This is a genomic window from Diaphorobacter nitroreducens, assembly GCF_002214645.1.
GTDB classification, from domain to species: Bacteria; Pseudomonadota; Gammaproteobacteria; order Burkholderiales; family Burkholderiaceae_C; genus Diaphorobacter; species Diaphorobacter nitroreducens.
Map to the genome: position 1 here is coordinate 3877112 of NZ_CP016278.1, position 24507 is coordinate 3901618.

Consider the following 24507-nt stretch of genomic DNA (forward strand, 5'->3'; position numbering starts at 1 on the left):
CTCTTCAATCTCGCGAAAGACCAGCCGCCGCGGCGCAGGCGGCAGCGGGGCGGTTGCGGGCTGGCCAGCGGGGCCGGCGAAACGCGAACGCGCGCCAGGCTTCAGCGCGGTGGATCAGCGCGGGTGTGTCAGCGCAGCGCGGCGGGCTTGGTGTCCCACTCGAAACGCACGTTGGTTTCGGTATCGCTGCCCTTGCGGGGCAAGGCGGCCTCGGCGGGCGTGAGGATCCAGGCGGTGAGCAGCATGCCCGTGCTGGCCTCTGTCACGTAGTTCACCTTCAGCGGCTTGCCCTGCACGGTGTGGGTCATGACCAGCGCGTTCTGCGGGCTGAACAGGCGCATGCCCGGCGCCACCTGGATGGCATTGCCGTTGAGCAGGGCCGTCGTGCGGTCTTGGAAGTTCAGCGTGCCGCGCAGCGCATTGGCGGGGAAGGTGCGCGCAAGGCCGGTGGCCGCCACCGTCTGGGCCGTGGCGGCCGTGGACGCGGCGCCGCCCAGCAGTGCCAGGCATGCGAGGGTCGCCAGCCAGGCGCCGCGGGTGCGGGTGGACGCGAAGGTGCGGGTGTTGCAGCGATTCATGGTGTACATCCAGGGGCTGAAACGAAAATTCTAGTGGCAGGCGCCGGCCCGCCACGCGGCTAAAGAAAAACCCGCAGCACCTGGGGCACTGCGGGTTGTATCTGGTGGTGGTACCGGGACTTGAACCTGGGACATCAGCATTATGAATGCTGCGCTCTAACCAACTGAGCTATACCACCGAAGCCCCGAATTATAGAACAAAAATTTATTGGTGCGTGAAGACTGCTGCGCGCTTGTTCACGAAGGCGTCCATGCCTTCCTTCTGGTCCTGGGTGGCGAACAGCGCATGGAACAGGCGGCGCTCGAACATCACGCCATCGCTCAAAGTCCCTTCGAACGCGCGGTTCACCGATTCCTTGGCGGCCATCACGGCGATCTGCGAGAAACCGCTGATGACGAGGGCCGCACCCAGGGCTTCTTCCATCAGCTTGTCCAGCGGCACCACGCGGCTGACGAGGCCGGAGCGCTCGGCTTCCGTGGCGTCCATCATGCGGCCGGTGAGGGCCATGTCCATGGCCTTGGCCTTGCCCACGGCGCGCGGCAGGCGCTGCGTGCCGCCCGCGCCGGGGATCACGCCCAGCTTGATTTCGGGCTGTCCGAACTTGGCATTGTCCGCCGCGATGATGAAGTCGCACATCATCGCCAGCTCGCAGCCGCCGCCCAGCGCGTAGCCGCTCACCGCCGCGATGACGGGCTTGCGGATGCTGCGGATCTGCTCCCAGTTGCGCGTGATGTAGTCACCCTTGTACGCATCGGCAAAGCTGTACTTGGCCATGGCGCCGATGTCGGCGCCCGCGGCGAAGGCCTTCTCGCTGCCCGTCAGGATGATGCAGCCGATCTTGTCGTCGGCGTCGAATGCCTTGAGGGCCTCGCCCAGCTCGGTCATGAGCTGGTCGTTGAGCGCGTTGAGCTGCTTGGGACGGGCGAGCGTGATGATGCCGACCTTGTCCGCTTCGGTGCGGACTTCGATGCATTCGTAGGCCAAGGTGATCTCCTGTTTGTAGTGGGTGGGATGCCGGGAATATACCCAAGCCCTCATGCCTGAGGGCCCGGCTGGGCCGGCCCCAGCCAGCGCTGGGCCGCGGCGGCGTCCTGCACGTCCAGGCGCACCGTGTCAGAGGCCGCGCCGGCGCCTGGCAGAGTGAGCGCCAGGCGCATCAGACGCTGGTCGCGCGCCACCAGGGCCGTGATCTGGGTGGCGCTGGCGGCGTACAGCGGCACATCGTCCAACTTGTGCAGGCGCCAGGCCTGGCCCGGCGTTTCCAGCGCCAGCCATTCGTCGCCGGCCATGAAGCCGGCCGCCTCTGCCGCACCGCCGCGCAGCACGGTCTTGATGTGCACGCCGTGGTTCTCGTTCACGCGCAGGCCCAGGCGCTGGGCGATCTGCGCGGGCTCCGCCTGCAGCCGGATGCCATGGGCGGCCAGCAGCTCGGCCAGCGGCAGCTCCGCCGTGCCGTGCGCCCACTGCCCGATCTCGCCGGACCAGTCGCGCCCCGACAACTCCTGCAAAACGGCCAGCAGGTCGGTCTCGGCCATGGGGCCGCCGCCCGTGCGCTGCCACAACGCGCGCATCACGTCGTCCAGCGTGGTGCGGCCTTCGCGGCGCAGCGCGAGGTCCAGGCACAGGCCCACCAGCGCGCCCTTGGTGTAGTAGCTCACGGTGCTGTTGGGCGTGTTCTCATCCTGGCGGTAGTACTTGACCCAGGCGTCGAAGCTGGCCTGCGCCACCGACTGCACCTGGCGGCCCGGCGTCTGCAGCATCTGGTTGATGTTCTTGGTCAGCAGACGCAGGTAGGTGGCGTGGTCCACCAGGCCCGCGCGGCGCAGCAGCAGGTCGTCGTAATAGCTGGTGAAGCCTTCGAAAAACCACAGCAGCTCGGTGTAGTTCTCGCACGCGTAGTCGTAGCGCGCGAACTCGGCGGGGCGCAGGCGCTTGACGTTCCAGGTATGGAAGTACTCGTGGCTGATGAGGCCGAGCAGGGTGGTGTAGCCCTCGGGCGTGGCGGCGTCGCCCACGCGCGGCAGGTCGCGCCGGCCGCAGATGAGGGCGGTGGAGTTGCCGTGTTCCAGCCCGCCGTAGCCGTCGTGCACCACGTTGAGCAGGAACACGTAGCGCGTGAACGGCGGCTGCTGCGCGCCATGCCAAAAGCGGATGGCCTCCTCGCAGATGCGCTGCACGTCGCGCAGCAGGCGTTCGCCATCCAACGACGGCGCGGCGCCCGCCACCACCAATTGGTGCGCCACGCCGCAGGCGGTGAACTGGGCGCTCCAGAACGGGCCCATCTCCACGGGGCAGTCGACCAGTTCGTCATAGTTGCGTGCGCGGTACAGCCCGAAGCCGGACGGTGCGACCGCCACCGGCTCCAGCCCCGTGGCCAGCGACCAGCCGGCCAGCGCGGGCGGGCACGCGACCTCCAGCGTGTGCGGCGCGTCCTCTTGCCCGTGCACGCGCAGGCACAGGCTGGTGCCGTTGAAGAAGCCCCGCGTGGCGTCCAGCCAGGCGGTGCGCACCGAGGTGTCGTAGGCGGCCACCTCGTAACTCAGCACCAGCGGCGTGCCCGCCGTGCACTGCGCGCGCCAGCGGTGCTTGTCCAGCTGCTGCACGGGCACGGGGGCGCCGCCCTGCTGCGCCTGCAGCGACTGCAGGTTCTTGGAGAACTCGCGCACCAGGTAGCTGCCCGGAATCCACACCGGCAGCGACAGCTCCTGCTGCGCCGCCGGCACCGCCACGGTGAGCGTGACGCGGTACAGGTGGGCGTGGGTCTGCGTGGGGTCGATGCGGTAGTGGACGGCGGCGGTGCTGGCGGCAAGAGACATGGCGGGATGCAGTGAGAGGGGTGATGTCAAAAAAAAATAGCTGCTTGCGCTTACTACACAAGGGTTTCAATATGAAATGTATTGAAAGTCCTCAGTGAGCAAGCGCTAGCAGCTCTCATATTTGCAGCGCATGCCGGTGAAGGATGCGCGGTGGGCGGCAGTGGCGCCTTACTTCCCGGCAGCGGCCAGGCGCTTTTCCACGTCCTGCGCGCCGATGGCGCCGGGCACGCGCGAGCCGTCGGCAAAGATCAGCGTGGGCGTGCCGGTGATCTTGTGCTTGCGCCCGAACGCCAGGTTGCGCTGCAGCGCTGCCGTGTCGCAGCTGGCCGCTGCGGGCGTCTTGTCGCGCAGCATGTGGTCGTCCCACGCGGCCGCGCGGTCCTTGGCGCACCAGATGTTGCGCGACTTCTCGGCCGAGTCGGGGCTGAGGATGGGGTAGAGGAACAGGTACACCGTCACGTTGTCCACGTTCTGCATGTCCTTCTCGAAGCGCTTGCAGTAGCCGCAGTTCGGGTCCTCGAACACCGCCAGCTTGCGCTCGCCGTTGCCACGCACCAGGGTGAAGGCGTCCTGCAGCGGCAGGGCCTTGAAGTCCACCGCCGTCAGCTTGTTAATGCGGTCCTCTGTCAGGTTGCGCCGCGCCTTGGTGTCGATCAGCTCGCCCTGGATCAGGTAGTTGCCCTGGGCGTCGGTGTAGAACAGGTCGGTGCCGATGCGCACCTCGTACAGCCCCTTCATGGGCGTGGAGCGCACTTCGTCGATCTGCTGCAGCTGCGGGATGCGCTCGGCCAGCGCCTTGCGGATCGCGGCGTCCTGTGCCGATGCGTTCAGGCCCAGGCACAGGGCAGTGGCGGCCAGCAAGGTGGGGAGGAGTTTCATTGCGTTGGTTTCCGTTCTACTCAGAAAAAGGGGGCTCGTCGTATCAGTCAGCGCCCATGGCCTGGCGGGCCACCCAGGCCTTGAGCGGGCCGCTGCGCTCGAAGCCCTTCATGCCCCAGTTGCGCAGCGCGGCCAGCGCGCCCTCGCGCCGGGTGAAGAGTTGCTGCAGGCCGTCCATGGCCATGCCCATCGGCAGCAGCGCGGCCTTGCGTTCGCGCTCGTAGCTGCGCAGCAGGCGCAGATCGCCCACGCTGCGCCAGGCCGCGCGCTCGTGCAGCACACGCGCCAGCGTGCGCGCGTCGCCCAGGCCCAGGTTCAGGCCCTGGCCGGCCAGGGGGTGCACGTTGTGTGCGGCGTCGCCGGCCAGTGCCCAGCTACGGCGCGCACCCAGGGCAGGCTGGCCGGGCAGGGCGCCGCACCAGTGGCGCGCCTGGGCCTGCTGCAGCGGCCAGCTCGCGCGCGGGCCCGCGAGCTGCAAAGCGCCCAGCGCATCGCGGCTGGCTTCGCGCAGGCGCTGGGTGAAGCTGCCTTCGTCGGCCTGCAGCCAGTGCGGAGCCTGCTCCTGCGGCACCGACCACACCACGGCCACGGTGCGCCCCTGGGCGCCGTCCAGCGGCAGGAAGGCGAGGATGCCGCCGTCGGGCAGGAACCACTGGCGCGCCACCTGGCCGTGGGGCCGCTCGCACACCAGCCGCGTGGCGATCGCGTGTTGGGCGTAGGGGGTGATGTCGAATTCGGCACCGAACTCGGCGCGCGTGCGGCTGGCGCGGCCTTCGCACACCACGGTGAGCGCGGCGTCCACGGGCGCGGCGACCGGCTCCACCAGCGGCTGAAAGCGCACGGCATCTGCCAGGCGCGCCTCCAGCGCGGGCACGTCCACGATCCAGGCCAGCGCGTCGTGGCCCTGCTGGGCTGCGTCAAAGCGCACCTGGCCGTCCTGGTCGGCGTGCACCTGCATCTGCAGCACGGCCGTCGCATGCTGCGCGTCGGGCCAGCCGCGCACGGATTCCAGCAGCGCGCGCGAGGCGGCGTTGAGCGCGTAGGCGCGCACGTCGCCGTCGGAGGGGGAGCCCTCCGGCGGGCCCACCAGCGCCACGCGCAGGCGGTCGCGCGCCAACAAGAGTGCCAAGGTGCGGCCCACCACGCCCGCGCCGCGGATACATACGTCAAATGTCTGCGCCATCCCGGGATTGTAGGAGCCGCGCTACGCCCCTGCGCCGGGTGGGGCGGCGGCACAATCGCGGGCCAGTCCCCTCATCCATCGACAGCGACAGGAGCAGCAGCGTGAGCTTTCGTGCAGACCATGACTTGACCGGTACCGTGGCCCGGCTGTTCATCCATCCCGTGAAGTCCTGCGCGGGCATCGAGGTGCAGCAGGCTTTGCTGACCGATACCGGGCTGGACCTGGACCGCGCCTGGATGGTGGTCGACGCGCAGGGCGTGTTCCTGTCGCAGCGCACGCTGCCGCGCATGGCGCTGATTCGCCCGCAGTTGCGCAGCGACGACCTGGTGCTGCGCGCACCCGGCATGCTGGCGCTGCATGTGGCGCTGGACCGGGTGGAGCAGCCGGCCACCGTGCAGGTGTGGGACGACACCGTGCCCGCCTGGGACATGGGCGACCTGGCCGCGCAGTGGTTTTCGGACTTTTTGGGGCTGCGCTGCCGGCTGGTGCGGTTTGACCCGGAGCACCGCCGGCTGTCCAGTCTGCGGTGGACCGGCGGCATCGAGGCGCCCACCCAGTTCGCGGACGGCTTTCCGCTGCTGGTGGCGAGCCAGGGGTCGCTGGACGGCCTCAACGAGCGGCTGCTGGCCGCGGGCGAGGGGGCGGTGGGCATGGAGCGCTTTCGGCCCAACCTGGTGATTGCCGGGGTCGAGGCGCACGACGAAGACCGCATCGACGAGCTGTTCATCGGCACGGGCGAAGGCGAGGTGCGGCTGCAGCTCGTCAAGCCGTGCACGCGCTGCCCCATCCCCAACATCGACCCCGCCACGGCCGAGAGCACCCCGGCCGTCAGCACGGCCCTGCGCCGTTACCGCCAGGACCCGCGCATGGATGGCGCGATCACCTTCGCCATGAATGCCATCGTGCGCGAGGGCTCGGGCACGGTGCTGCGCGTGGGCCAGCCCGTGGCGGCCAACCTGCGGTTCGACTGAGGGGGCCCTGCGGGGGCGCCTGGCGAGGGGAGCGCCTGCGGGGCATTGGCGCGCGCGCTTCGCTTCATACCCCCTCCCGTAAAATGGCGGGTTTGTCTCCCGAACCTACGAAAGCCCTGCCATGAGCCTGAAATGCGGCATCGTGGGCCTGCCCAACGTCGGCAAGTCCACCCTCTTTAACGCCCTCACCAAGGCCGGCATTGCCGCCGAGAACTACCCTTTTTGTACCATCGAGCCCAACACCGGCGTGGTGGAGGTGCCCGATCCGCGCCTGCAGCAGCTGGCAGAGATCATCAATCCCGAGCGCATCGTGCCCGCCATCGTCGAGTTCGTCGACATCGCGGGCCTGGTGGCTGGTGCCTCCAAGGGCGAAGGCCTGGGTAACCAGTTCCTGGCGCACATCCGCGAGACCGATGCCATCGTCAACGTGGTGCGTTGCTTCGAGGACCCGAACGTGATCCACGTGGCCGGCCGCGTGGACCCCATCGCCGACATCGAGGTCATCCAGACCGAGCTGTGCCTGGCCGACCTGGCCACCGTCGAGAAGGCCCTGCAGCGCTACAGCAAGGCGGCCAAGAGCGGCAACGACAAGGAAGCCGCCAAGCTGGTGCAACTGCTCACGCCCATCCAGGCTGCGCTGGATGAGGGCAAGCCGGCGCGCACCGTGCCCGTGTCCAAGGAAGACGCGCCGCTGCTCAAGCAGTTCTGCCTGATCACCGCCAAGCCGGCGATGTTCGTGGGCAACGTGGCCGAAGACGGCTTCGAGAACAACCCCCTGCTGGACAAGCTCAAGGCCTATGCCGAGGCCCAGGGCGCGCCCGTGGTCGCCATCTGCGCCAAGATCGAGGCCGAGATGGCCGAGATGGGCGACGAGGACCGCGACATGTTCCTGCAGGAAATGGGGCTGGAGGAGCCGGGCCTGAACCGCCTGATCCGCGCGGGCTTCAAGCTGCTGGGCCTGCAGACCTACTTCACCGCCGGCGTGAAGGAAGTGCGCGCCTGGACCATCCACGTGGGCGATACCGCGCCGCAGGCGGCCGGCGTGATTCACGGCGACTTCGAGCGCGGCTTCATCCGCGCGCAGACCATCGCGTTCGAGGATTTCATCCAGTACAAGGGCGAGCAGGGCGCCAAGGACGCGGGCAAGATGCGCGCCGAAGGCAAGGAATACATCGTCAAGGATGGCGATGTGATGAACTTCCTGTTCAACGTCTGACCACCGGGGCCGGTCCCGCAGCCTCTGCGGGACAGACCGGAACGGCGCCGCAGGCCATGGCGGCGGCCGGGGTGCGCACCGGCGGCGAGCGCCGCGGGGTCTGGCGCTCTGGGCAGGGTGCGGAGCCTGCCGGCAATCGCACGAACCGCAGAGAGGAGTCCAGGCATGGGGGCTGCAAAGCCGTCGCCGCACGCCGTGATGGAGGTGCGGCGCTTTCAGGCAGGGGACTTTGCCGCCTACCGGCGCTGGTACGCGGACCCGCTGCTGGACCGGCATCTGGGCCCCATGGATGACGAGTGGCTGGCGGATGTGCTGGCCGACACCAATGGCGAGGAATGGGCGGTACTGGCCGATGGCGTGCTGCTGGCCGTCGTCGGGCTCACGCCCGACCCGGAGGTGGGTTGCTGGGTGATCACCGATTTCGCCGTCGATCCCCGGCGTCGTGGCCAGGGCTGGGGGCGGCGCGCCTGGCAGGCGCTGTGCGCGCTGCCCGCCCTGAAAGCACGACCGCACTGGCGCGCCTACGTGGCCGACGACAACCCGCAGGCGCAGGCCTTTTTCGAGGCGCAGGGCTGGCGGCGGCTGGAGGCGCTGGGCATCGAGGATGGCCTCTGGACCTACTGCTGGCAACGCGCCGGGGCCTTGGCCGGGTGCGGTACGGCTCCGGCATAGGGCGCGCGAAAGCAGGAGCCGGCCTGGCGCAAGTGGGGTGCCGGCGACGGTACCCGCCGGGAGGCGCCTGGCGGCCGCACCACCAGCCTGCGGCTTGAGAATTCAAGCCAAAAGCGGCTCTGGCGCCCTGTGTATAAGCGCTGGAAGCTATCAAATTTGAAGTGATTTCGCACGGCGTCATCGTGGACGCCGTGTGCCTATGGGCGCAGAAAGGGCAGCGGCACCTCGGCCGGGATCGGGCAGGTGTAGGGCTGGCCCTGCCGGCGCTCCAGCAGCTCCGCCTTGGCCTGGGCGATCAGTCCGGGTTGCTGTACCAGCTCGATGGCCGTCGCCGTGAGCACCCTGGCGGCGCGCACCATGCCGGCGTGCGCCAGGGAGGACTTGCCCTGCGACACCATCTGCCATGAGTGCAGCGGCGTTCCGAAGGCATAGCAGGCCACCCAGGCCTGCACGGTGGGGGTGATCCAGCTCACGTCGGCCACGTCGGTCGAGCCGAACATGGTCTCGTTGGCCGCAGGGTCGTAGGGCGCCACACCTTCGAACACGGCGGGCACCTGGCCGCGCAGCACGCTGGCCAGCGGGCGGCTGACGGCGTCGATGTCGCCCGGGCTGAGCGTGGCCTGGAAGTCCGCCGCCCGGCCCCGTTCGCGGGCATCCACGGCCAGCGCGCCCTCGGCCTGCAGTCTGGCGTAGAGCACCTGGTTCAGCGTGGTGTTTTGCAGCAGGTTGGAGCAGGCCTTGTCGAACACGATCTCCACGCGGCAGTCGGTCATCAGTGCCGCGCCGCGCGCCACGTTCTGCACGCGCTCGTAGAGCTCGGCGGCCTCGTGGTTGCGCGCCGCGCGGATCAGGTACAGCACCTCGGCGCGGGCCTGCACCACGTTGGGCGACAGGCCGCCCGAGTCCGTCACGGCGTAGTGCACACGGGCGTCCGAAGGCATGTGCTCGCGCAGGTAGTTCACGCCCACGTTCATGAGTTCCACCGCGTCGAGCGCACTGCGGCCCAGGTGGGGCGAGTGCGCGGCATGCGAGGCCTTGCCGTGGAAGATGAACCTGGCCTGGATGTTGGCAAGCGTGCTCTGGCTGAAGACGCCCGTGAAGCTGGCCGGGTGCCAGGTAAGCGCGGCGTCCACGTCATCGAACGCGCCTTCGCGCGCCATGAAGGTCTTGCCCGAGCCGCCTTCCTCGGCCGGACAGCCGTAGAAGCGCACGCGCGCCTTCGCGCCCGTGGCCTGCAGGTGCGCCTGCAGCGCAATCGCGGCGAAGTGGGCCGAGGTGCCCAGCAGGTGGTGCCCGCAGCCGTGCCCGGCCAGGCCGGGGCTGTCCACGGACGGCGTGCACACCAGGGCGCCGCTTTGCTGGTTCATGCCCGAGAGGGCGTCGTACTCGCCCAGGAAGGCGATCACCGGCCCCTCGTCGCCCCACTCGGCCATGAAGGCGGTGGGGATGCCGGCCACGTTGCGCGTGACGCGAAAGCCCACACCGGCCAGGGCATCGATGTGCAGCTGGGCGGACGCCGTCTCGGCATAGCGCAGCTCGGCCAGCGACCAGATCTGGTCCGCCAGCGCATGCATGCGCGGTGTTTCGCGTGTGAAGAAGTCCTGCAGTGAGCGCATGGGAATCGGCCTGCTTACTCGGGCTTCACGCCGGCCTTGTCCAGCAGCACCTTGTGGCGTTGTGTCTGCGCGGTGATCTGGGCTGCGAACTGGCTCTGGTCCATGTCGGTGGGGGTGGCGCCCAGGGTCTTGAGGCGCTTTTGCACGTCGGGCAGGTGCGCCGCCTTGACAGCCGCCTCCTGCAGCCGCTTGACGATGGCGGCGGGCGTGTTCTTGGGCGCGACGATGCCGAACCAGCTGATGCCCAGCTGGTTCAGGTCGTTGTAGCCTAGTTCCTTGAAGGTGGGCACGTTCGGCAGTTCGGGCGAGCGGCTTTCGGAGGCCAGCGCCACCGCAATCAGCTTGCCGCTCTTGATGTGGGGCAGGGACGAGGGCAGCTGGTCGGGCATCACCTGCACCATGCCGGCCAGCGCATCGTTGAGCGCAGGGCCGTTGCCGCGGTAGGGCACGACCAGGATGTCGGTCTTCAGTGTCTCGTTGAACGACGCCAGCATCAGGTGGCCCAGCGTGCCCGGCCCCGGTACGGCGCCGCTGATCTGCTTGGGCTGTGCCTTGGCCTTGGCCACGAAGGCCTCGAAACTGTTCACGCCCAGGCTGGGGTGCACCATGTAGACGGAGGGCATGGTGACCAGGTTGGCCACGGGGGTGAGCTTGGCGCCCAGGTTGGCCGCGCGGGTGTACAGCAGCGGGTTGATGGTCATGGTGCTCACCGTGGCCATGCCGATGGTGTAGCCGTCGGCTGCCGCGTTGGCCAGGGCCTCCGTGCCGAGCAGGCCGCCCGCGCCGGCCTTGTTGTCCACCACGATGGACTGGCCCAGCGTCTGGCGCATGCCTTCGGCCAGCACGCGGGCCACGATGTCGGTCGAACCGCCGGCCGCGAACGGCACGATCAGCTTGACGGGCTTGCTGGGATAGGCGTCGGCGGCCCGTGCGGCAGGGGACAGTGCGAGGGCGGCGCCCGCGGCGAGGGTGGAGAGGGTGAGTGACTTGAGGCTCAGGCGTCGGGCGGGCACAGGGGTGTTGCGCATGGGAGGTGTCCTTCAGGTTCAAGCGTCGAAAAACCAGACGCCGGGGTATGCGTGAATCGTTGCTGCTCATGCACGCATTGCATGTGCCGCGAATATAGAAAAAACCGGTTGCCCGCGGGCACCGTTTTGACAGGAAGGTATAAGCAGGACCGATGGCTGCATACTGGAGCATCCGAGTCTCTAAGGACAACCTGGAGAACCTATGCGCGAATCCGATAGCTTCCCCGAAGGCCGCGTGCTGTTCTCACGCCTGGCCAAGCATGTACGCCTGCGCCAGTTGCAACTGCTGCTGGCCCTGCAGCAGTGCTGCTCAATCGCGAAGGCGGCCGCCCATCTGGACATGAGCCAGTCCGCCGCCACCCAGGCGCTGGCGGAGCTGGAACGGGTGCTGGATCTGCGGCTGTTCGAGCGGCACTCGCGCGGCATCCGCCCCACCCAGGCTGGGCAGGCGCTGATCGACGCCGTGCGCAGCGTGATGAACCAACTGGAGGACGTGTCGGAAACACTGGCCGCGATCCGCATGGGCGCGTCGGCCGCGCTGCGGCTGGGCTCCATCCCCGCAGCCGCGCACGCCATCCTCGCGCAGTTGCTGGCGCAGTTCTATGCGCTGCGGCCCCAGGTGCATGTGGATGTGCAGGAGGGCGAGGGGCCGCGCCTGCTGTCGCTTTTGATCAGTGGCGGGCTGGACGCCGTGTTCTGCCGACGTCCTGCGCTGTTGCCCGAGAGCTTTGTGTTCGAGCCGCTGCTGCGCGACGAGGCAGTGGTTGTCGCAGCCGGCACCCATCCGCTGGCGGTGCGTCAGGCCGTGCCGCTGGCGGCGCTCGGGGACGCGCGCTGGGTGCTGCCGACTTCCAACATCGCTGTGCGCGACATCTTCGAGCACACGGTGCTGGCGCAGCTGCCGCAGGCGCAGTGGTTTCCGGTGTCCACCGTGTCGCTGCCGGTGCTGGAAGGGCTGCTCGGCCACCCGCGCGCCGTGGCCCTGGTGCCGCGCAGCATCGTGCCCGGCCTGGCGCATGACCGCCCGGCGGGCGGAATCCGCATTCTGGACATGGCGGTGGACCGCGCGGCCTTGGCGCTGGCCGACCTGGGGGTGATGCATGCGCGGGAGCCGGGTCCCCCGTTGCTGCAGGACCTGCTGAAGCTGTGGCGTGCCGCGCATCCCCTGGGGTGAGGCGCTCAGCCGGGCGCGGGGGTCAGGCGTGCAGCCAGCGTACCCAGTCGCCCGGCACCAGGTACAGCAGGCCGACCGTCATGCTGGCATAGCGGAAGAACTTGCCAATCGCCATGTAGAGCAGGCAGGGCCAGAACGGCATGCGCAGCCAGCCGGCCACGGCGCACAGCGGGTCGCCCACCACGGGCAGCCAGCTCAGCAGGCAGGTCTTGGGCCCCCAGCGGCGCAGCCACACGCGGGCGCGCCGTTCGGTGCGGCTCAGTTCGCGGGCGGGCTTGGCGGGGGCCTGCGCATGGCCCGCATGGCGGTGCCGGCGGGCGGCGTCCCAGGCGCGGTGCGCGCCCAGGCCCATCCACCAACTGACCGCGCCGCCCAGCGTGTTGCCGGCCGTGGCCACCAGGATCGCGGGCCAGAGCAGTTCGGGGTTCAGCTTGACCAGGCCGAACACCGCCGGCTCCGAGCCCACGGGCAGCAGCGTGGCGGAGATGAAGGCCACGATGAACACCGTGCTCAGGCCGAATTGGGGCAGAGCCAGCAGGTCCAGCAGTTGGTGCATCCAGATTTCCATAGCAGGGCTGCGAGTGTAGGGGCAGCGGTGCGCTGGCTGCGTCGCCACCCTCGGGCGCAACATGCGCAATCCCAGTGCTGGCTTTTCGGTTGCTGAAATTTTGGGCAGGTAGAATCCGCCCCTTCGCCCACACACCCCCAGCCCGCCCGTACCGTCCATGCAGATCGGCCCCATTCCCTTGGCCAACCGCCTGTTCGTCGCCCCCATGGCGGGCGTGACGGACCGGCCGTTTCGCCAGCTGTGCAAGCGGCTGGGCGCGGGCTATGCGGTGAGCGAGATGGTGACCTCGCGCAAGGACCTGTGGAACAGCCTCAAGACCAGCCGCCGCGCCAACCACGAGGGCGAGCCCGGCCCGATCGCGGTGCAGATCGCCGGCACCGACGCGGCCATGATGGCCGAGGCCGCGCTCTACAACATCGACCGCGGCGCACAGATCATCGACATCAACATGGGCTGCCCCGCCAAGAAGGTCTGCAACAAGTGGGCGGGCTCCGCCCTGATGCAGAACGAAGCCCTGGCCGTGGAGATCGCCGAGGCCGTGGTGGCCGCCTGCGCACCGCGCGGCGTGCCGGTCACGCTGAAGATGCGCACCGGCTGGTGCCAGCAGCACAGGAACGCCGTGGTGCTGGCGCGCCGCTTCGAGGACGTGGGCATCCAGATGCTGACCGTGCACGGCCGCACGCGCGAGCAGGGGTACAAGGGCCAGGCGGAGTACGACACCATCGCTGCCGTGAAGGCCGCGGTGCGCGTGCCCGTGGTGGCCAATGGCGACATCACGTCGCCCGAGAAAGCCCGGGCGGTGCTGGCCGCCACAGGCGCCGACGCGGTCATGATCGGGCGCGCGGCCCAGGGCCGGCCGTGGATCTTCCGCGAGATCGGCCACTACCTCGCCACTGGCGAGCACCTCGCGCCACCGCTGGTGGCCGAGGTGCGCCGCCTGCTGCTGGAGCACCTGCAGGACCACTACGGCCTGTACGGCGAGGCCAGCGGCGTGCGCAGCGCGCGCAAGCACATCGCCTGGTATGTGCGCGCGCTGCCGGGCGGCGAGGCACTGCGACAACACATCAACACCATCGAGGACTGCGCGGCGCAGTGGCAGGCGGTGGCCGATTTCTTCAGCGCGCTGGGCGCGCAGATGGACCGGCTGCCGTCCGCACACGACGGCGCCGACGCGGTCCCGCCCGTGAGGGAAACAGAGCATGAGCCGGAACAACATTGAACAATGCGTGCGCGAGAGCCTGCAGGGCTACTTTCGCGACCTGGGCGGCGAGACGCCCGACGGCGTGTACGACATGGTCGTGCGCCTGGTGGAAAAGCCGCTGCTGGAGGTGGTGATGAGCCACGCCGACAACAACCAGTCCCGCGCCGCCGAATGGCTGGGGCTGAACCGCAACACGCTGCGCAAGAAGCTGGTGGAGCACAAGCTGCTCTGATGTTGCTTCTAAAAGAATAGCTGGTGGCGCTTTCCCATCAAGCGCTACAGCCCGATTTCATCAAAATCATCACGAGTCCCCCATGAACGCACTCCTTTCCGTCTCCGACAAGACCGGCATCGTCGAATTTGCCCAGGCACTGCATGCGCTGGGCATCCGCCTGCTGTCCACCGGCGGCACCGCCAAGCTGCTGGCCGAGAGCGGCCTGCCCGTCACCGAGGTGGCCGAGGTCACGCAGTTCCCCGAGATGCTGGACGGCCGCGTGAAGACGCTGCACCCCAAGGTGCATGGCGGCCTGCTGGCGCGCCGCGAGCTGCCTGCGCACATGGCGGCGCTGAAGGAGCACGGCATCGACACCATCGACCTGCTGGTGGTCAACCTCTACCCGTTCGAGGCCACGGTGGCCAAGGCCGGCTGCACGCTGGCCGACGCCATCGAGAACATCGACATCGGCGGCCCCGCCATGGTGCGCAGCGCTGCCAAGAACTGGAAGGACGTGGGCGTGGTCACCTCGGCCGACCAGTACGACGCGGTGCTGGGCGAGTTGAAGGCCGCGGGCAAGCTGTCCGACAAGCTGCGCTTCGCGCTGTCGGTGGCGGCGTTCAACCGCATCGCGCAGTACGACGGCGCCATCAGCGACTACCTGTCGTCCATCCAGTTCGACGAGGCCAAGCTGTCCGAGAGCTACGTGCCCGAACGCGCGCTGTTCCCCGGCCAGAGCAACGGCATCTTCACCAAGATCCAGGACCTGCGCTACGGCGAGAACAGCCACCAGCAGGCCGCGCTGTACCGCGACCTGCACCCCGCGCCCGGCTCCATCGTCACCGGCGTGCAGCTGCAGGGCAAGGAACTCTCGTACAACAACATCGCCGACGCCGACGCGGCCTGGGAATGCGTCAAGAGTTTCAAGCTGCCGGCCTGCGTGATCGTCAAGCATGCCAACCCCTGCGGCGTGGCCGTGGGTACGAGCGCGCTGGAGGCCTACAGCAAGGCCTTCCAGACCGACCCGACGAGCGCCTTCGGCGGCATCATCGCGCTGAACCGCCCCGTGGACGGCGCGGCCGCGCAGCAGATCGCCAAGCAGTTCGTCGAAGTGCTGATGGCGCCCGACTTCACGCCCGAGGCGCTGGAGGTGTTCAAGGCCAAGGCCAACGTGCGCCTGATGAAGATCGCGTTGCCTGCCTCCGGCGGTGCCACGGCGTGGGAGCAGGGGCGCAACCTGATGGACGCCAAGCGCGTGGGCTCGGGCCTGCTGCTGCAGACGGCCGACAACCATGAGCTGCAACTGCCCGATGTGAAGGTGGTGACCCTCAAGCAGCCCACGCAGGAAGAGATGCAGGACCTGCTGTTCGCCTGGAAGGTGGCCAAGTACGTCAAGAGCAACGCCATCGTGTTCGTGAAGGGCGGCATGACCATGGGCGTGGGTGCGGGCCAGATGAGCCGGCTGGATTCGGCGCGCATCGCCAGCATCAAGGCGCAGGCCGCGGGCCTGTCCCTGCAGAACACCGTGGTGGCCAGCGACGCCTTCTTCCCGTTCCGCGATGGGCTGGACGTGGTGGTCGACGCGGGCGCGACCTGCGTGGCTCAGCCCGGCGGTTCCATGCGCGACCAGGAGGTCATCGACGCGGCCAACGAGCGCGGCGTGGCCATGGTCTTCACGGGCGTGCGCCACTTCCGCCACTGACACGCGCTGACCACGCCGCATGCCGGTGGACCCAGACCCGCTGCACGACGACACACCGCCGCCCCGGCCCCGCTGGCTGGGCTGGGCGCTGGTGGTGTTCATGGTGCTGGTGGTGCTGGGCGTGCTCAACGTGGGCTGGCGCATCCTGCAGCCGGGGCCCGCAGCCCAGGCGCTGGACGCCGCCCAGCAGGCGCACCCGGAACGGGCCGCGGGCCGCGCGCTGGTCGAGGCATCGGATTGCCTGCGTTGCCATGGCCTGGAGCGGCACGCCGTAGGCCCGGGCTTTCGCCAGATCGCCGCGCGCTACGCCGGCCGCAGTGATGCGGCCGCGTACCTGGCCGGCAGGATCCGCGAGGGCAGCGTGGGCGTATGGGGCCGCACGCTGATGCCGCGCCATCCCCAGATCACCGAGGCGCAGGCCCTGCAGATGGCGCAGTGGCTGTTGGCGCTGCCGCCCGCCGAGGGTGGTGTGCTATTGAATCAATAGCTGTTAGCGCTTATTAGACGGGCGTTAGAGTCAGAAAACGCTGTAAACCACTCGCGTGGACGGCGGCACCGCTTGCGCCGTCCCGCTCACACCTTCCGCAGGCGGCCCGGCGTGCCGGCCTGTACGGCCAGTGTGGTCTCGGCGCTGGTGGTGAACTGGCGGCTGGTGATGGTGCTCACGTACACCCACTGCGCACGGCATTCGGTGGCCGTGGCGGTCACCACCATGTAGCCGCGGCGCGCGGTGTCGCAGTACTTGAGTGGCTCCACCAGCTGCAGCAGCGCCGCCGACAGCGTGGCCGGGTTTTCATTGGGCAGGTATTCCTCGAAGCCGGGCGAGCTCACCGACGAGGTGGCGAACTCCACGCCCACGGGGTTGCCGTTCATGTCGTTCAGCTCGCTGGCCCAGGCGTTGTGCGTGTCGCCCGCCAGCACCACCAGGTTCTTGTTCATGGCGCGGGCCATGCCCAGCACCGTCTCGCGGGCGGCCTGGTAGCCGTCCCACGCATCCAGGTTGTAGGGGATGGAGGGCTGCGCCAAGATGGCCTGCTCTTCGGGCGTGAGCGTGGCGGGCGCCGTGCGCGCCTTGGCGACGATGGCCGCGTAGCGCGACACCGTCACGCCGCTGCCCGGCTGCAGCGTTTCCATGAGGATGGGCGCGGGGATGTTCATGCGGCCCATCAGCACCTGCTGGCCCAGCATCTGCCAGGTGGCGCTGGAGGCGGCCATCTGCTGCTGCAGCCATTGCGTCTGCGCGGTGCCCAGCAACTGGCGCGCGGGGTTGCCGACGGCTGCGGTGAAGCCCGCTGCGTCGAAGCCGCCGGGCTTGAAGAAGGCGGCGTAGTCGACCTGCGCATCGCGTCCCACCACGCGCGTGTCCAGCATGTGCAGCGCCAGCAGGTTGCCGAAGGCGAAGCTGCGGTAAATGACGTCCGGCTGCGCGTTGCGTGTGGGCATCCACTCGTGGTACGCCTGCAGCGCCACGGCCTTGCGCGCGGCGAAGCTGCCTTCGGCGGCTTGGTGGTTTTCCGCGCCGTTCATCCAGGTGTCGTTGGCGATCTCGTGGTCGTCCCACACGGCGATCATGGGCGCGGCGGCGTGCAGCGCCTGCAGGTCGGCATCGGTCCGGTACTGGGCATGGCGCGTGCGGTAGTCGGCCAGGCTCAGGATCTCGTTGGCCGGCTGGGACAGGCGGCTCAGCGCCGCCGCGTTGCCCGAGGCGTAGCCGCCCTGGCCGTATTCGTAGAGGTAGTCGCCCAGGTGCACGGTGGCGTCCAGGTCGCCGCGCCGGGCGGCATCGGCGTACACGTTGAAGTAGCCGGCCGGGTAGTTGGCGCACGAGAACACGGCCAGCTTCACCTGGGCCACGCTGCCCGTGGGCAGGGTGCGGGTGCGTCCCGTGGGCGAGGTGGCCTCGAAAGCCTTGAAGCGGTAGTGGTAGGCGGTGGCGGGCTTCAGGCCCGTGGCGTCCACCTTGACCGTGTAGTCGCGCGCGGCGCTGGTGCGCACCTCGCCGCGCGCCACGATGCTGGCGAAGGCGGCGTCGCTGGCCACCTCCCACTGCACGGGGATCTCGGCGCTGAAGTCGGCGGGCGGCGTGACGCGCGTCCAGAGCATGACGCGGTCGGCCAGCGGGTCGCCGCTGGCCACGCCGTGCGTGAACTGTACGGCGGGTGCGTCATCGTCGCCGCCGCCGCAGGCCGCCAGGGGCAGGGTGCCCAGCGCGGCGGCGCCCAGCGTGATCTGCCGCACGAAACGGCGGCGCCCGCCGTCTGCGGCGGGCGGGGTGCTGGCGTGCGCAGCCTGCAGGAGGTTGGTGAGGGGCTTGGAATCGTCGTGTCGCTGCATGGCGGGCGGGTGAAAGGTGATGAACCCGCCAAGGCTCGCAGCAAGGGATGACGGTTTCATGAACCACCGTCGCGCACGCGTCAGTGCGCCCATCCGCCGGTCACCCGCAAGGATGGGTGCGGGTGAGTAGGCACGTTTTATGCCTCCAGCGCTCTCCCATCAAACGCTGGAAGCTATGAAAACTATAGCTTCTGGAACACGTCGCGCGCCACGGCCACGGTGTCGGCGATGTCCTGCTCGGTGTGGGCGGCACTCACAAAGCCGGCTTCGTAGAGCGCTGGGGCAATGTAGACGCCGCCGTCCAGCAGGCCGTGGAACAGCGTGTTGAAGCGCATGCCGTCGGTGTTGAGCACCTCGGGGTAGTTCTGCGGCAGTTGCGGCAGCAGGAAGAAGCCGAACATGCCGCCCTGGGTGTCGCCGCAGAACGGCACACCCGCAGCGCTGGCCGCGCCCGCGAGGCCGTCGATCAGGGCGCGGGTTCGGGCGCCCAGGGCGTCGTAGAAACCGGGCTTGGCGATCTCGCGCAGCGTGGCCAGTCCGCAGGCCGTGGCCACCGGGTTGCCCGACAGCGTGCCCGCCTGGTAGACCGGACCCAGCGGTGCAAGCTGCTCCATCACGGCGCGCGAGCCGCCGAAGGCCGCCAGCGGCATGCCGCCGCCGATGACCTTGCCGAGCACGGTGATGTCCGGCTTGAAGCCCGGGATGGCCTGGGCGTACAGGCTTTGCGCCCCGCCCAGCGCCACGCGAAAGCCGGTCATCACCTCGTCGATGACCAGCAACGCGCTGTGCTGCGTGCACAGCTCGCGCGCGCGGCGCATGAAGGGCACGCTGGCGCGCACGAAGTTCATGTTGCCGGCGATGGGCTCCATGATCACGCAGGCCACGTCGGGGCCGTGCAGCGTGAAGGCCTCCTCCAGTTGGGCCACGTCGTTGTATTCCAGCACCAGGGTGTGCTGCACCACCTCTTGCGGCACGCCGGCGCTGGTGGCGTGGCCGAAGGTGGCCAGGCCCGAGCCGGCCTTGACCAGCAGCGAGTCGGCATGGCCGTGGTAGCAGCCGTTGAACTTGATGATCTTGTTGCGCCGGGTGGCGCCGCGCGCGAGGCGGATGGCGCTCATGCCGGCCTCGGTGCCCGAGCTGACCAGGCGGATCATCTCCATGGAAGGCACGTGGCGGATGATCTCCTCGGCCAGCTCCACTTCACGCTCGGTCGGCGCGCCGAAGCTGAAGCCCTCCAGGGCTGCTTTCTGCACGGCCTCCAGCACGGCCGGGTGGCCATGGCCCAGGATCATGGGTCCCCAGGAGCCGATGTAGTCGATGAAGCGCTGGCCGTTGGCGTCCCACATGTAGGCGCCCTGGGCACGCGTGATAAAGCGGGGCGTGCCGCCCACGGCGCGGAAGGCGCGCACCGGCGAATTCACGCCGCCGGGGATGAGCGCCTTGGCGCGTTCGAAAAGGGGGAGATTGAGGTCAGTGTTGTGTGTCATGGGGTGGCAAATCGAAGCCCTCCACGACCGCGGAGGGAGATACGTCGTCGTCGGTGTCCTCGTCGTCGGGCTGGGCCCAGAACATGCGGTCGGGCAGCACATGGCCCATGCCGGGGCGGAATCCGTGCTGCAGGCAGCCGTCCAGGTAAGTGAGCGCTTCGCTCGTGGCCTCGCCCAGGTCGCTGCCGGTGGCAATGAGCGCCGCCAGGGTGGCCGACAGGGTTTCGCCCGCTCCGATGAAAGTCACTTCAAAGCGTTCGAAGCGCCCGCTGCCCAGCACCGTCTGCGGTGAGGCGAGCACATTGTCGATATGCCGCTCCGCCGCGGGAATGCCGGTCACCAATAGATAGGGCACGCCTATCTCCGCGACTGCCATGGCCAGGTCGCGTGCCGAGGGTGGGCGCTCACTGCCCCAGTCCGGCAGCAGCCAGCGCCACAGGGTGCTGTGGTTTCCAACCAACACCGATGTCTGCGGCAGCAACAGCTCGCGGAAGGCGTCGTGGTACTGGTCGATGAGATCGTCCTGCCACCACGACAGGTCCGGCATGAAGGCGATGACGGGCACGTCCGCATAGTCGGCGGCGATCTCGGAGATGGCGCTCAGGTTCTCGGGGCTCCCCACGAAGCCGACCTTGATCGCGTGCAGCGGCATGTCTTCCAGCACGGCACGGGCCTGCTCGGCGACCGTCTCGTCTTCGAAGGCGTAATGGTCGAATATCTCGGCGCTGTCACGCACATAGGTCCCGGTCACCACTGGCGCGACATGCCCCCCGACCGAGGACACCGCCGAAATATCGGCCGCCAATCCTCCCGCGCCGCTGGGGTCGTTTGCATTGAAAACCATCACGCAGATGGTGGGGGCGGTGGATTCGCTGTCATCCGCCGTCAAGCTTTGGCTGTCGGGTGCTGAAGGGGTATTCGATTGCATGGGTGGGTGCCAGCGTAACCGGTGGCACGAAAGCTGCATCCGGCAGTGATGACTAGATACAATCGTTGCATTCTATGTGAAGGCCCCTTAAGCTGTGACGGACCCAAAAACTTGGATGTGTTTGATTTGCGGTTGGATATATGACGAAGCTGCGGGCTGCCCCGAGCACGGCATTGCCCCCAACACCCGCTGGGCAGACGTTCCCATGAACTGGACCTGTCCCGAATGCGGCGCCCGCAAGGAAGACTTCGAGATGGTCGAGATTTGAGGCGCGGCTCCTGCCAGCGTTGTTTTTTCGTTCCTCAGGAGCAGTGAGAAATTGGCTACGACGACGACCGGTCCCACCTTCCGTGTCCTGGTGGTGGACGACAGCAATACCATACGGCGCAGCGCCGAAATTTTCCTCAAGCAGGGAGGGCACGAGGTTTTATTGGCCGACGATGGTTTCGATGCCTTGGCCAAAGTCAATGATTACCAGCCTCAGCTGATTTTCTGCGACATCCTCATGCCCAAGCTGGATGGTTATCAGACCTGCGCCATCATCAAACGCAACGCGCGTTTTGCTGATACGCCCGTGGTAATGCTTTCATCCAAGGACGGGGTTTTCGATAAGGCGCGCGGCCGCATGGTCGGTTGCCAGGAATATCTGACCAAACCATTTACCAAAGACCAGTTGCTGCAGGCTGTGCAGCAATTTGGAAATGCCCAATAAGGAGTTTTGTAATGCCGATTCAGAAAGTTTTGGTCGTGGACGACTCGAAGACCGAGTTGATGTTTCTGACCGACTTGCTGCAGAAAAAGGGCATGCAAGTGCGTACCGCCGAGAATGCCGAAGAGGCATTTCGCCGTCTGGCCGAGGAAAAGCCGGACCTGATCCTGATGGACGTGGTCATGCCCGGCCAAAACGGTTTCCAACTGACCCGTGCCATTACCCGCGATCCGCAGTATGCGGATGTGCCCATCATCATGTGCACGAGCAAGAACCAGGAAACCGATCGCGTGTGGGGCATGCGCCAGGGCGCGCGCGGCTACATCACCAAGCCAGTCGATCCTGCAGAACTGCAGGCCAAGATCGACGCGCTGAACTGAGGCCGGCTGCATACCCATGGCTAACCGCGAAGCCCTGAAAGAGCTACAGACACGACTTGCCGCCCGGCTGCAGGCTGCCAGAGGCGAGGGTGTGTCCGTGTCGTCCTGGTTGGCCGTGGAGTCTGCCGGACGCTATTTCCTTCTCCCTCTTGGACAGTCGGGGGAGATCTTCCCCTGGGGCGGGGTGCAGCCCGTTCCGTATACCCAACCGTGGTTCCTGGGCGTGGCCAACCTGCGTGGCGCGCTCACCGGCGTGGTGGATCTGGCGGGCCTCCTTGGCGCCGCGCAGATGCGCACGGAGCAGGCCTTGGCAGAATCCAGCCTGCTGGCCTTCAATGGTGCGCTGGACGTGAATGCCGCCTTGCTCGTGGACCGGCTGTCCGGCCTGCGGGGAATGGAGGCCTTCGTCGCCTCCGAGCCGCCGGAGGCCGATGCGCCCCCCTATTTCGGCACCACCTATCTTGATGCACAGGGCACGCGTTGGCAGGAATTGAACCTGCACGCTCTTTCCCAGCATCCCGCTTTTCTCAGCATCAGCGCTTGATTATTTCTGTAAGGCAGCACCATGTCCGTCGTCAATCCATTTGGAAAATTGTTTAACCGCAAGCCCGCCGACCCGGATGCTGAGCTGAACCCCACTGACTTGGCGCAGCACCCGGCGGGCGGACTGCTTGCCGATGCGTACCAGACCGATGGCATGGCCAGCGTGCAGGGCGATCCCGGCGATGCGGCGCAATATCCCGAAGGGGAGTTTGCGGATGAAGACTTGGTCTCGCTGCCTCTGCTGGGCCGCGCAACCACTGCCGTCCACCAGCGCCGCCTGCTGATGCTGCTGGGTGTTGGCTTGGTGGTGCTCGCCTTGATTGCCGGCTGGGTTCTGCAGCAAGCCAACCGCTCGGCGCAGCAGCTGACGGCGACCGGCCAGTCGCTGATGCAGTCGCAGCGGCTTGCAAAGTCCGTGTCGCAGGCCTTGGTGGGCAGCCCCCAGGCCTTCCCCGACGTGGTGGAGAGCTCGGGCGTGCTGGCGCGCAACGTGCGCGCACTCAACGGTGGCGACAACGAACTGGATGTGCAGGCACTGGGTGAGCCTTTCCGCCCCGAACTGGATGCCATCACGCCGCTTGTGGAGCGTGCCGAGCGCAACGCGGGCGTGGTGATGGGTCAGCAAAAGATCCTGACGCAGGTGGGCGACGCTCTGCGTACCATCAACCGCCAGTCCTCGGACCTGCTGGAGATCGCGGAGACGGTCTCGTCCCTGAAGCTTCAGCAAAATGCGCCCGCCTCCGAGATTTCTGCCGCAGGCCAGCTCGTGATGTTGACCCAGCGTATCGGCAAGTCGGCTAACGAGTTCCAAACGACGGAGGGCGTGAGCCCCGAGGCGGTGTTCCTGCTGGGCAAGGACTTGAACTCCTTCAAGGAAATCGCACAGGGCATGCTGGACGGTAGCGCCGACCTCCGCCTGGCAGCCACCCGCGACGCCCAAACCCGCGAGCAACTGGAGTCGCTCATCAAGCTGTATGAGCAGACGCGTACGCAAGCCGGCGCCATCCTGGGCAACCTCCAGGGTCTGGTGTCCGCACGTGAGGCGCAGTCGGCCATCCTGGCAGACAGCGAACCGCTGCGCCGTCAACTGGAAGGCCTGCAAAGCAAGCTGTCGGCACAATCGGGCATGGGTGCGGGCCAGTTCGCCGCGCTCGCCGTGGCCGGCATCTTCGTGCTGCTGTGCGGCGTGGGTATTTCGCGCGTGCAGCTGCTGGACAGCCGCAGCCGCCAAGCCACGGCCGAAGCACAGCAGCGTGATGCCAAGCGCCAGGAACAGGAAGCCAAGCGCATCAACGACGCCAACCAGGCGGCCATTCTGCGACTGATGAACGAACTGCAATCGGTCGCTGAAGGGGACCTGACGCAGGAAGCCACCGTGACGGAGGACATCACGGGCGCCATCGCCGACTCGGTGAACTACACGGTGGAAGAGCTCCGCCAGCTGGTGGGCAACGTGCAGAACACCGCGGCCCGGATGGCCCAGACCACCGCGCAGGTGGACAGCACCTCTACGGAACTGCTGGCGGCTTCGACCGAGCAGCTGCGTGAAATCCGTGAAACGGGCCGTTCGGTGCTCGAGATGGCAACGCGTATTAACGACGTGTCTTCGCAAGCGCAGGAATCCGCCTCGGTGGCCCGCCAGTCGCTGCAGGCCGCCGACCAGGGTCTGCAGGCCGTGCAAAACGCCATCGGTGGTATGAACGCCATCCGCGACCAGATCCAGGATACGTCCAAGCGCATCAAGCGCCTGGGCGAGTCATCCCAGGAGATTGGCGAAATCACCGAGCTGATCTCGGACATTACCGAGCAGACCAACGTGCTGGCTCTGAACGCGGCCATCCAGGCTGCCTCCGCCGGTGAAGCCGGTCGCGGCTTCTCGGTGGTGGCGGAAGAAGTGCAGCGTCTCGCGGAGCGCTCCGCAGACGCCACGCGCCAGATCTCGGCGCTCGTGAAGGCCATTCAGACCGACACCCAGGACGCGGTGGCCGCTATGGAGCGTTCCACCCAGGGCGTGGTGGAAGGAGCGCGTCTGTCGGACAGCGCAGGAACGGCGCTTTCGGAGATCGACCGCGTGTCACGGCGCCTGGCCGAGCTGATTGAGCAGATCTCATCGTCAGCCTCCCGCGAAGCGGACCTCGCCAACGGCGTGGCAGACAACATCCAGCATATTTTTGCGGTGACGGAGCAGACCGGAGAAGGTACCCGTACGACTGCGCAGCAGGTGCGTGAACTGTCTCACGTGGCCGAGGAACTGCGCCAGTCGGTGGCGCGATTCAAGATTGCCTGACGTCTTCCATTAACGAACTT

The 24507-nt window shown here is 67.8% G+C and carries 24 protein-coding genes and 1 tRNA gene; 13 read left to right on the top strand and 12 right to left on the bottom strand.

Annotated features, from left to right (window positions below; all coding sequences use genetic code 11):
• Window positions 1-128: 128 nt before the first annotated feature.
• From BA022_RS18110 to BA022_RS18135, 6 genes are all read right to left on the bottom strand, one after another.
• Window positions 129-578 (bottom strand): hypothetical protein, encoded by a 450-nt coding sequence (locus tag BA022_RS18110; RefSeq protein ID WP_015914225.1) that lies wholly within the window; start codon window positions 576-578, stop codon window positions 129-131.
• A 102-nt stretch (window positions 579-680) separates the two neighbouring features.
• Window positions 681-757, bottom strand: a tRNA-Met gene (locus tag BA022_RS18115).
• A gap of 26 nt (window positions 758-783) precedes the next feature.
• On the bottom strand, window positions 784-1563 hold the full coding sequence (locus tag BA022_RS18120; protein ID WP_088888372.1) for an enoyl-CoA hydratase: 780 nt from the start codon (window positions 1561-1563) through the stop codon (window positions 784-786).
• Window positions 1564-1613: 50 nt separating this feature from the next.
• Window positions 1614-3395, bottom strand: coding sequence for a M61 family metallopeptidase (locus BA022_RS18125; protein ID WP_088888373.1), 1782 nt, complete (start codon window positions 3393-3395; stop codon window positions 1614-1616).
• Window positions 3396-3563: 168 nt separating this feature from the next.
• Window positions 3564-4274, bottom strand: a complete 711-nt coding sequence (locus tag BA022_RS18130; RefSeq protein ID WP_011806716.1) for a DsbC family protein — start codon at window positions 4272-4274, stop codon at window positions 3564-3566.
• A gap of 43 nt (window positions 4275-4317) precedes the next feature.
• On the bottom strand, window positions 4318-5457 hold the full coding sequence (locus BA022_RS18135) for an FAD-dependent monooxygenase (RefSeq protein WP_088888374.1): 1140 nt from the start codon (window positions 5455-5457) through the stop codon (window positions 4318-4320).
• Between the two features lie 101 nt (window positions 5458-5558).
• Here BA022_RS18135 and BA022_RS18140 point away from each other — a divergent pair, with 101 nt between their 5' ends.
• The 3 genes from BA022_RS18140 (at window position 5559) to BA022_RS18150 (ending at window position 8316) form a co-directional block, all read left to right on the top strand.
• Window positions 5559-6428 (top strand): MOSC domain-containing protein, encoded by an 870-nt coding sequence (locus BA022_RS18140; RefSeq protein ID WP_088888375.1) that lies wholly within the window; start codon window positions 5559-5561, stop codon window positions 6426-6428.
• Window positions 6429-6549: 121 nt separating this feature from the next.
• Window positions 6550-7644, top strand: a complete 1095-nt coding sequence (gene ychF, locus BA022_RS18145) for a redox-regulated ATPase YchF (protein WP_088888376.1) — start codon at window positions 6550-6552, stop codon at window positions 7642-7644.
• Between the two features lie 165 nt (window positions 7645-7809).
• On the top strand, window positions 7810-8316 hold the full coding sequence (locus tag BA022_RS18150) for a GNAT family N-acetyltransferase (RefSeq protein WP_088888377.1): 507 nt from the start codon (window positions 7810-7812) through the stop codon (window positions 8314-8316).
• Between the two features lie 197 nt (window positions 8317-8513).
• On the opposite strand, the gene BA022_RS18155 is transcribed toward BA022_RS18150, so the two are convergent.
• Together BA022_RS18155 and BA022_RS18160 are read right to left on the bottom strand one after the other, a co-directional pair.
• Entirely contained in the window at window positions 8514-9932 is a 1419-nt protein-coding gene (locus tag BA022_RS18155) for a M20 family metallopeptidase (RefSeq protein ID WP_088888378.1), read from the bottom strand.
• 14 nt (window positions 9933-9946) lie between these two features.
• Complete coding sequence (locus tag BA022_RS18160) at window positions 9947-10960, bottom strand: tripartite tricarboxylate transporter substrate binding protein BugE (RefSeq protein WP_088888379.1); 1014 nt, start codon at window positions 10958-10960, stop codon at window positions 9947-9949.
• Window positions 10961-11162: 202 nt separating this feature from the next.
• Here BA022_RS18160 and BA022_RS18165 point away from each other — a divergent pair, with 202 nt between their 5' ends.
• Complete coding sequence (locus tag BA022_RS18165; RefSeq protein WP_088888380.1) at window positions 11163-12134, top strand: LysR family transcriptional regulator; 972 nt, start codon at window positions 11163-11165, stop codon at window positions 12132-12134.
• Between the two features lie 22 nt (window positions 12135-12156).
• Here the strand turns inward: BA022_RS18165 and BA022_RS18170 are convergent, their stop codons facing one another.
• A complete protein-coding gene (locus tag BA022_RS18170; RefSeq protein ID WP_088888668.1) occupies window positions 12157-12690 on the bottom strand; it encodes a YqaA family protein in 534 nt (177 codons plus the stop codon).
• 169 nt (window positions 12691-12859) lie between these two features.
• On the opposite strand from BA022_RS18170, the gene dusB reads away from it, so the two are divergent.
• From dusB to BA022_RS18190, 4 genes are all read left to right on the top strand, one after another.
• Entirely contained in the window at window positions 12860-13921 is a 1062-nt protein-coding gene (gene dusB / locus BA022_RS18175) for a tRNA dihydrouridine synthase DusB (RefSeq protein ID WP_088888381.1), read from the top strand.
• Entirely contained in the window at window positions 13902-14135 is a 234-nt protein-coding gene (locus tag BA022_RS18180; RefSeq protein WP_011806682.1) for a Fis family transcriptional regulator, read from the top strand. Before dusB ends, BA022_RS18180 begins: the two co-directional genes overlap by 20 nt.
• Before the next feature lie 82 nt (window positions 14136-14217).
• Window positions 14218-15819 carry a bifunctional phosphoribosylaminoimidazolecarboxamide formyltransferase/IMP cyclohydrolase gene (purH, locus tag BA022_RS18185; protein ID WP_088888382.1) on the top strand — a complete coding sequence of 534 codons (1602 nt, stop codon included), beginning with the start codon at window positions 14218-14220 and terminating at the stop codon, window positions 15817-15819.
• A gap of 19 nt (window positions 15820-15838) precedes the next feature.
• Entirely contained in the window at window positions 15839-16306 is a 468-nt protein-coding gene (locus tag BA022_RS18190) for a c-type cytochrome (RefSeq protein ID WP_088888383.1), read from the top strand.
• Window positions 16307-16392: 86 nt separating this feature from the next.
• Here the strand turns inward: BA022_RS18190 and BA022_RS18195 are convergent, their stop codons facing one another.
• From BA022_RS18195 to thiD, 3 genes are all read right to left on the bottom strand, one after another.
• On the bottom strand, window positions 16393-18153 hold the full coding sequence (locus tag BA022_RS18195; RefSeq protein ID WP_088888384.1) for an alkaline phosphatase D family protein: 1761 nt from the start codon (window positions 18151-18153) through the stop codon (window positions 16393-16395).
• Window positions 18154-18335: 182 nt separating this feature from the next.
• Window positions 18336-19640: a glutamate-1-semialdehyde 2,1-aminomutase gene (gene hemL / locus BA022_RS18200; protein WP_088888385.1), complete on the bottom strand. Its 1305-nt coding sequence runs from the start codon at window positions 19638-19640 to the stop codon at window positions 18336-18338.
• A complete protein-coding gene (thiD, locus tag BA022_RS18205; protein WP_088888386.1) occupies window positions 19624-20568 on the bottom strand; it encodes a bifunctional hydroxymethylpyrimidine kinase/phosphomethylpyrimidine kinase in 945 nt (314 codons plus the stop codon). The genes hemL and thiD overlap by 17 nt, the downstream gene beginning before the upstream one ends.
• Before the next feature lie 115 nt (window positions 20569-20683).
• On the opposite strand from thiD, the gene BA022_RS18210 reads away from it, so the two are divergent.
• The 5 genes from BA022_RS18210 to BA022_RS18230 are packed head-to-tail and all read left to right on the top strand — an operon-like array spanning window position 20684 to window position 24487.
• Window positions 20684-20836 (top strand): rubredoxin, encoded by a 153-nt coding sequence (locus BA022_RS18210; protein ID WP_011806676.1) that lies wholly within the window; start codon window positions 20684-20686, stop codon window positions 20834-20836.
• A gap of 51 nt (window positions 20837-20887) precedes the next feature.
• A complete protein-coding gene (locus BA022_RS18215; RefSeq protein WP_015914196.1) occupies window positions 20888-21280 on the top strand; it encodes a response regulator in 393 nt (130 codons plus the stop codon).
• Between the two features lie 11 nt (window positions 21281-21291).
• Window positions 21292-21657 (top strand): response regulator, encoded by a 366-nt coding sequence (locus tag BA022_RS18220; protein ID WP_011806674.1) that lies wholly within the window; start codon window positions 21292-21294, stop codon window positions 21655-21657.
• 16 nt (window positions 21658-21673) lie between these two features.
• Window positions 21674-22201 (top strand): chemotaxis protein CheW, encoded by a 528-nt coding sequence (locus tag BA022_RS18225; RefSeq protein ID WP_011806673.1) that lies wholly within the window; start codon window positions 21674-21676, stop codon window positions 22199-22201.
• A 21-nt stretch (window positions 22202-22222) separates the two neighbouring features.
• The gene (locus tag BA022_RS18230) at window positions 22223-24487 is read left to right on the top strand and encodes a methyl-accepting chemotaxis protein (protein WP_015914194.1); all 2265 of its coding nucleotides are present in this window, start codon (window positions 22223-22225) and stop codon (window positions 24485-24487) included.
• Window positions 24488-24507 lie beyond the last annotated feature (20 nt).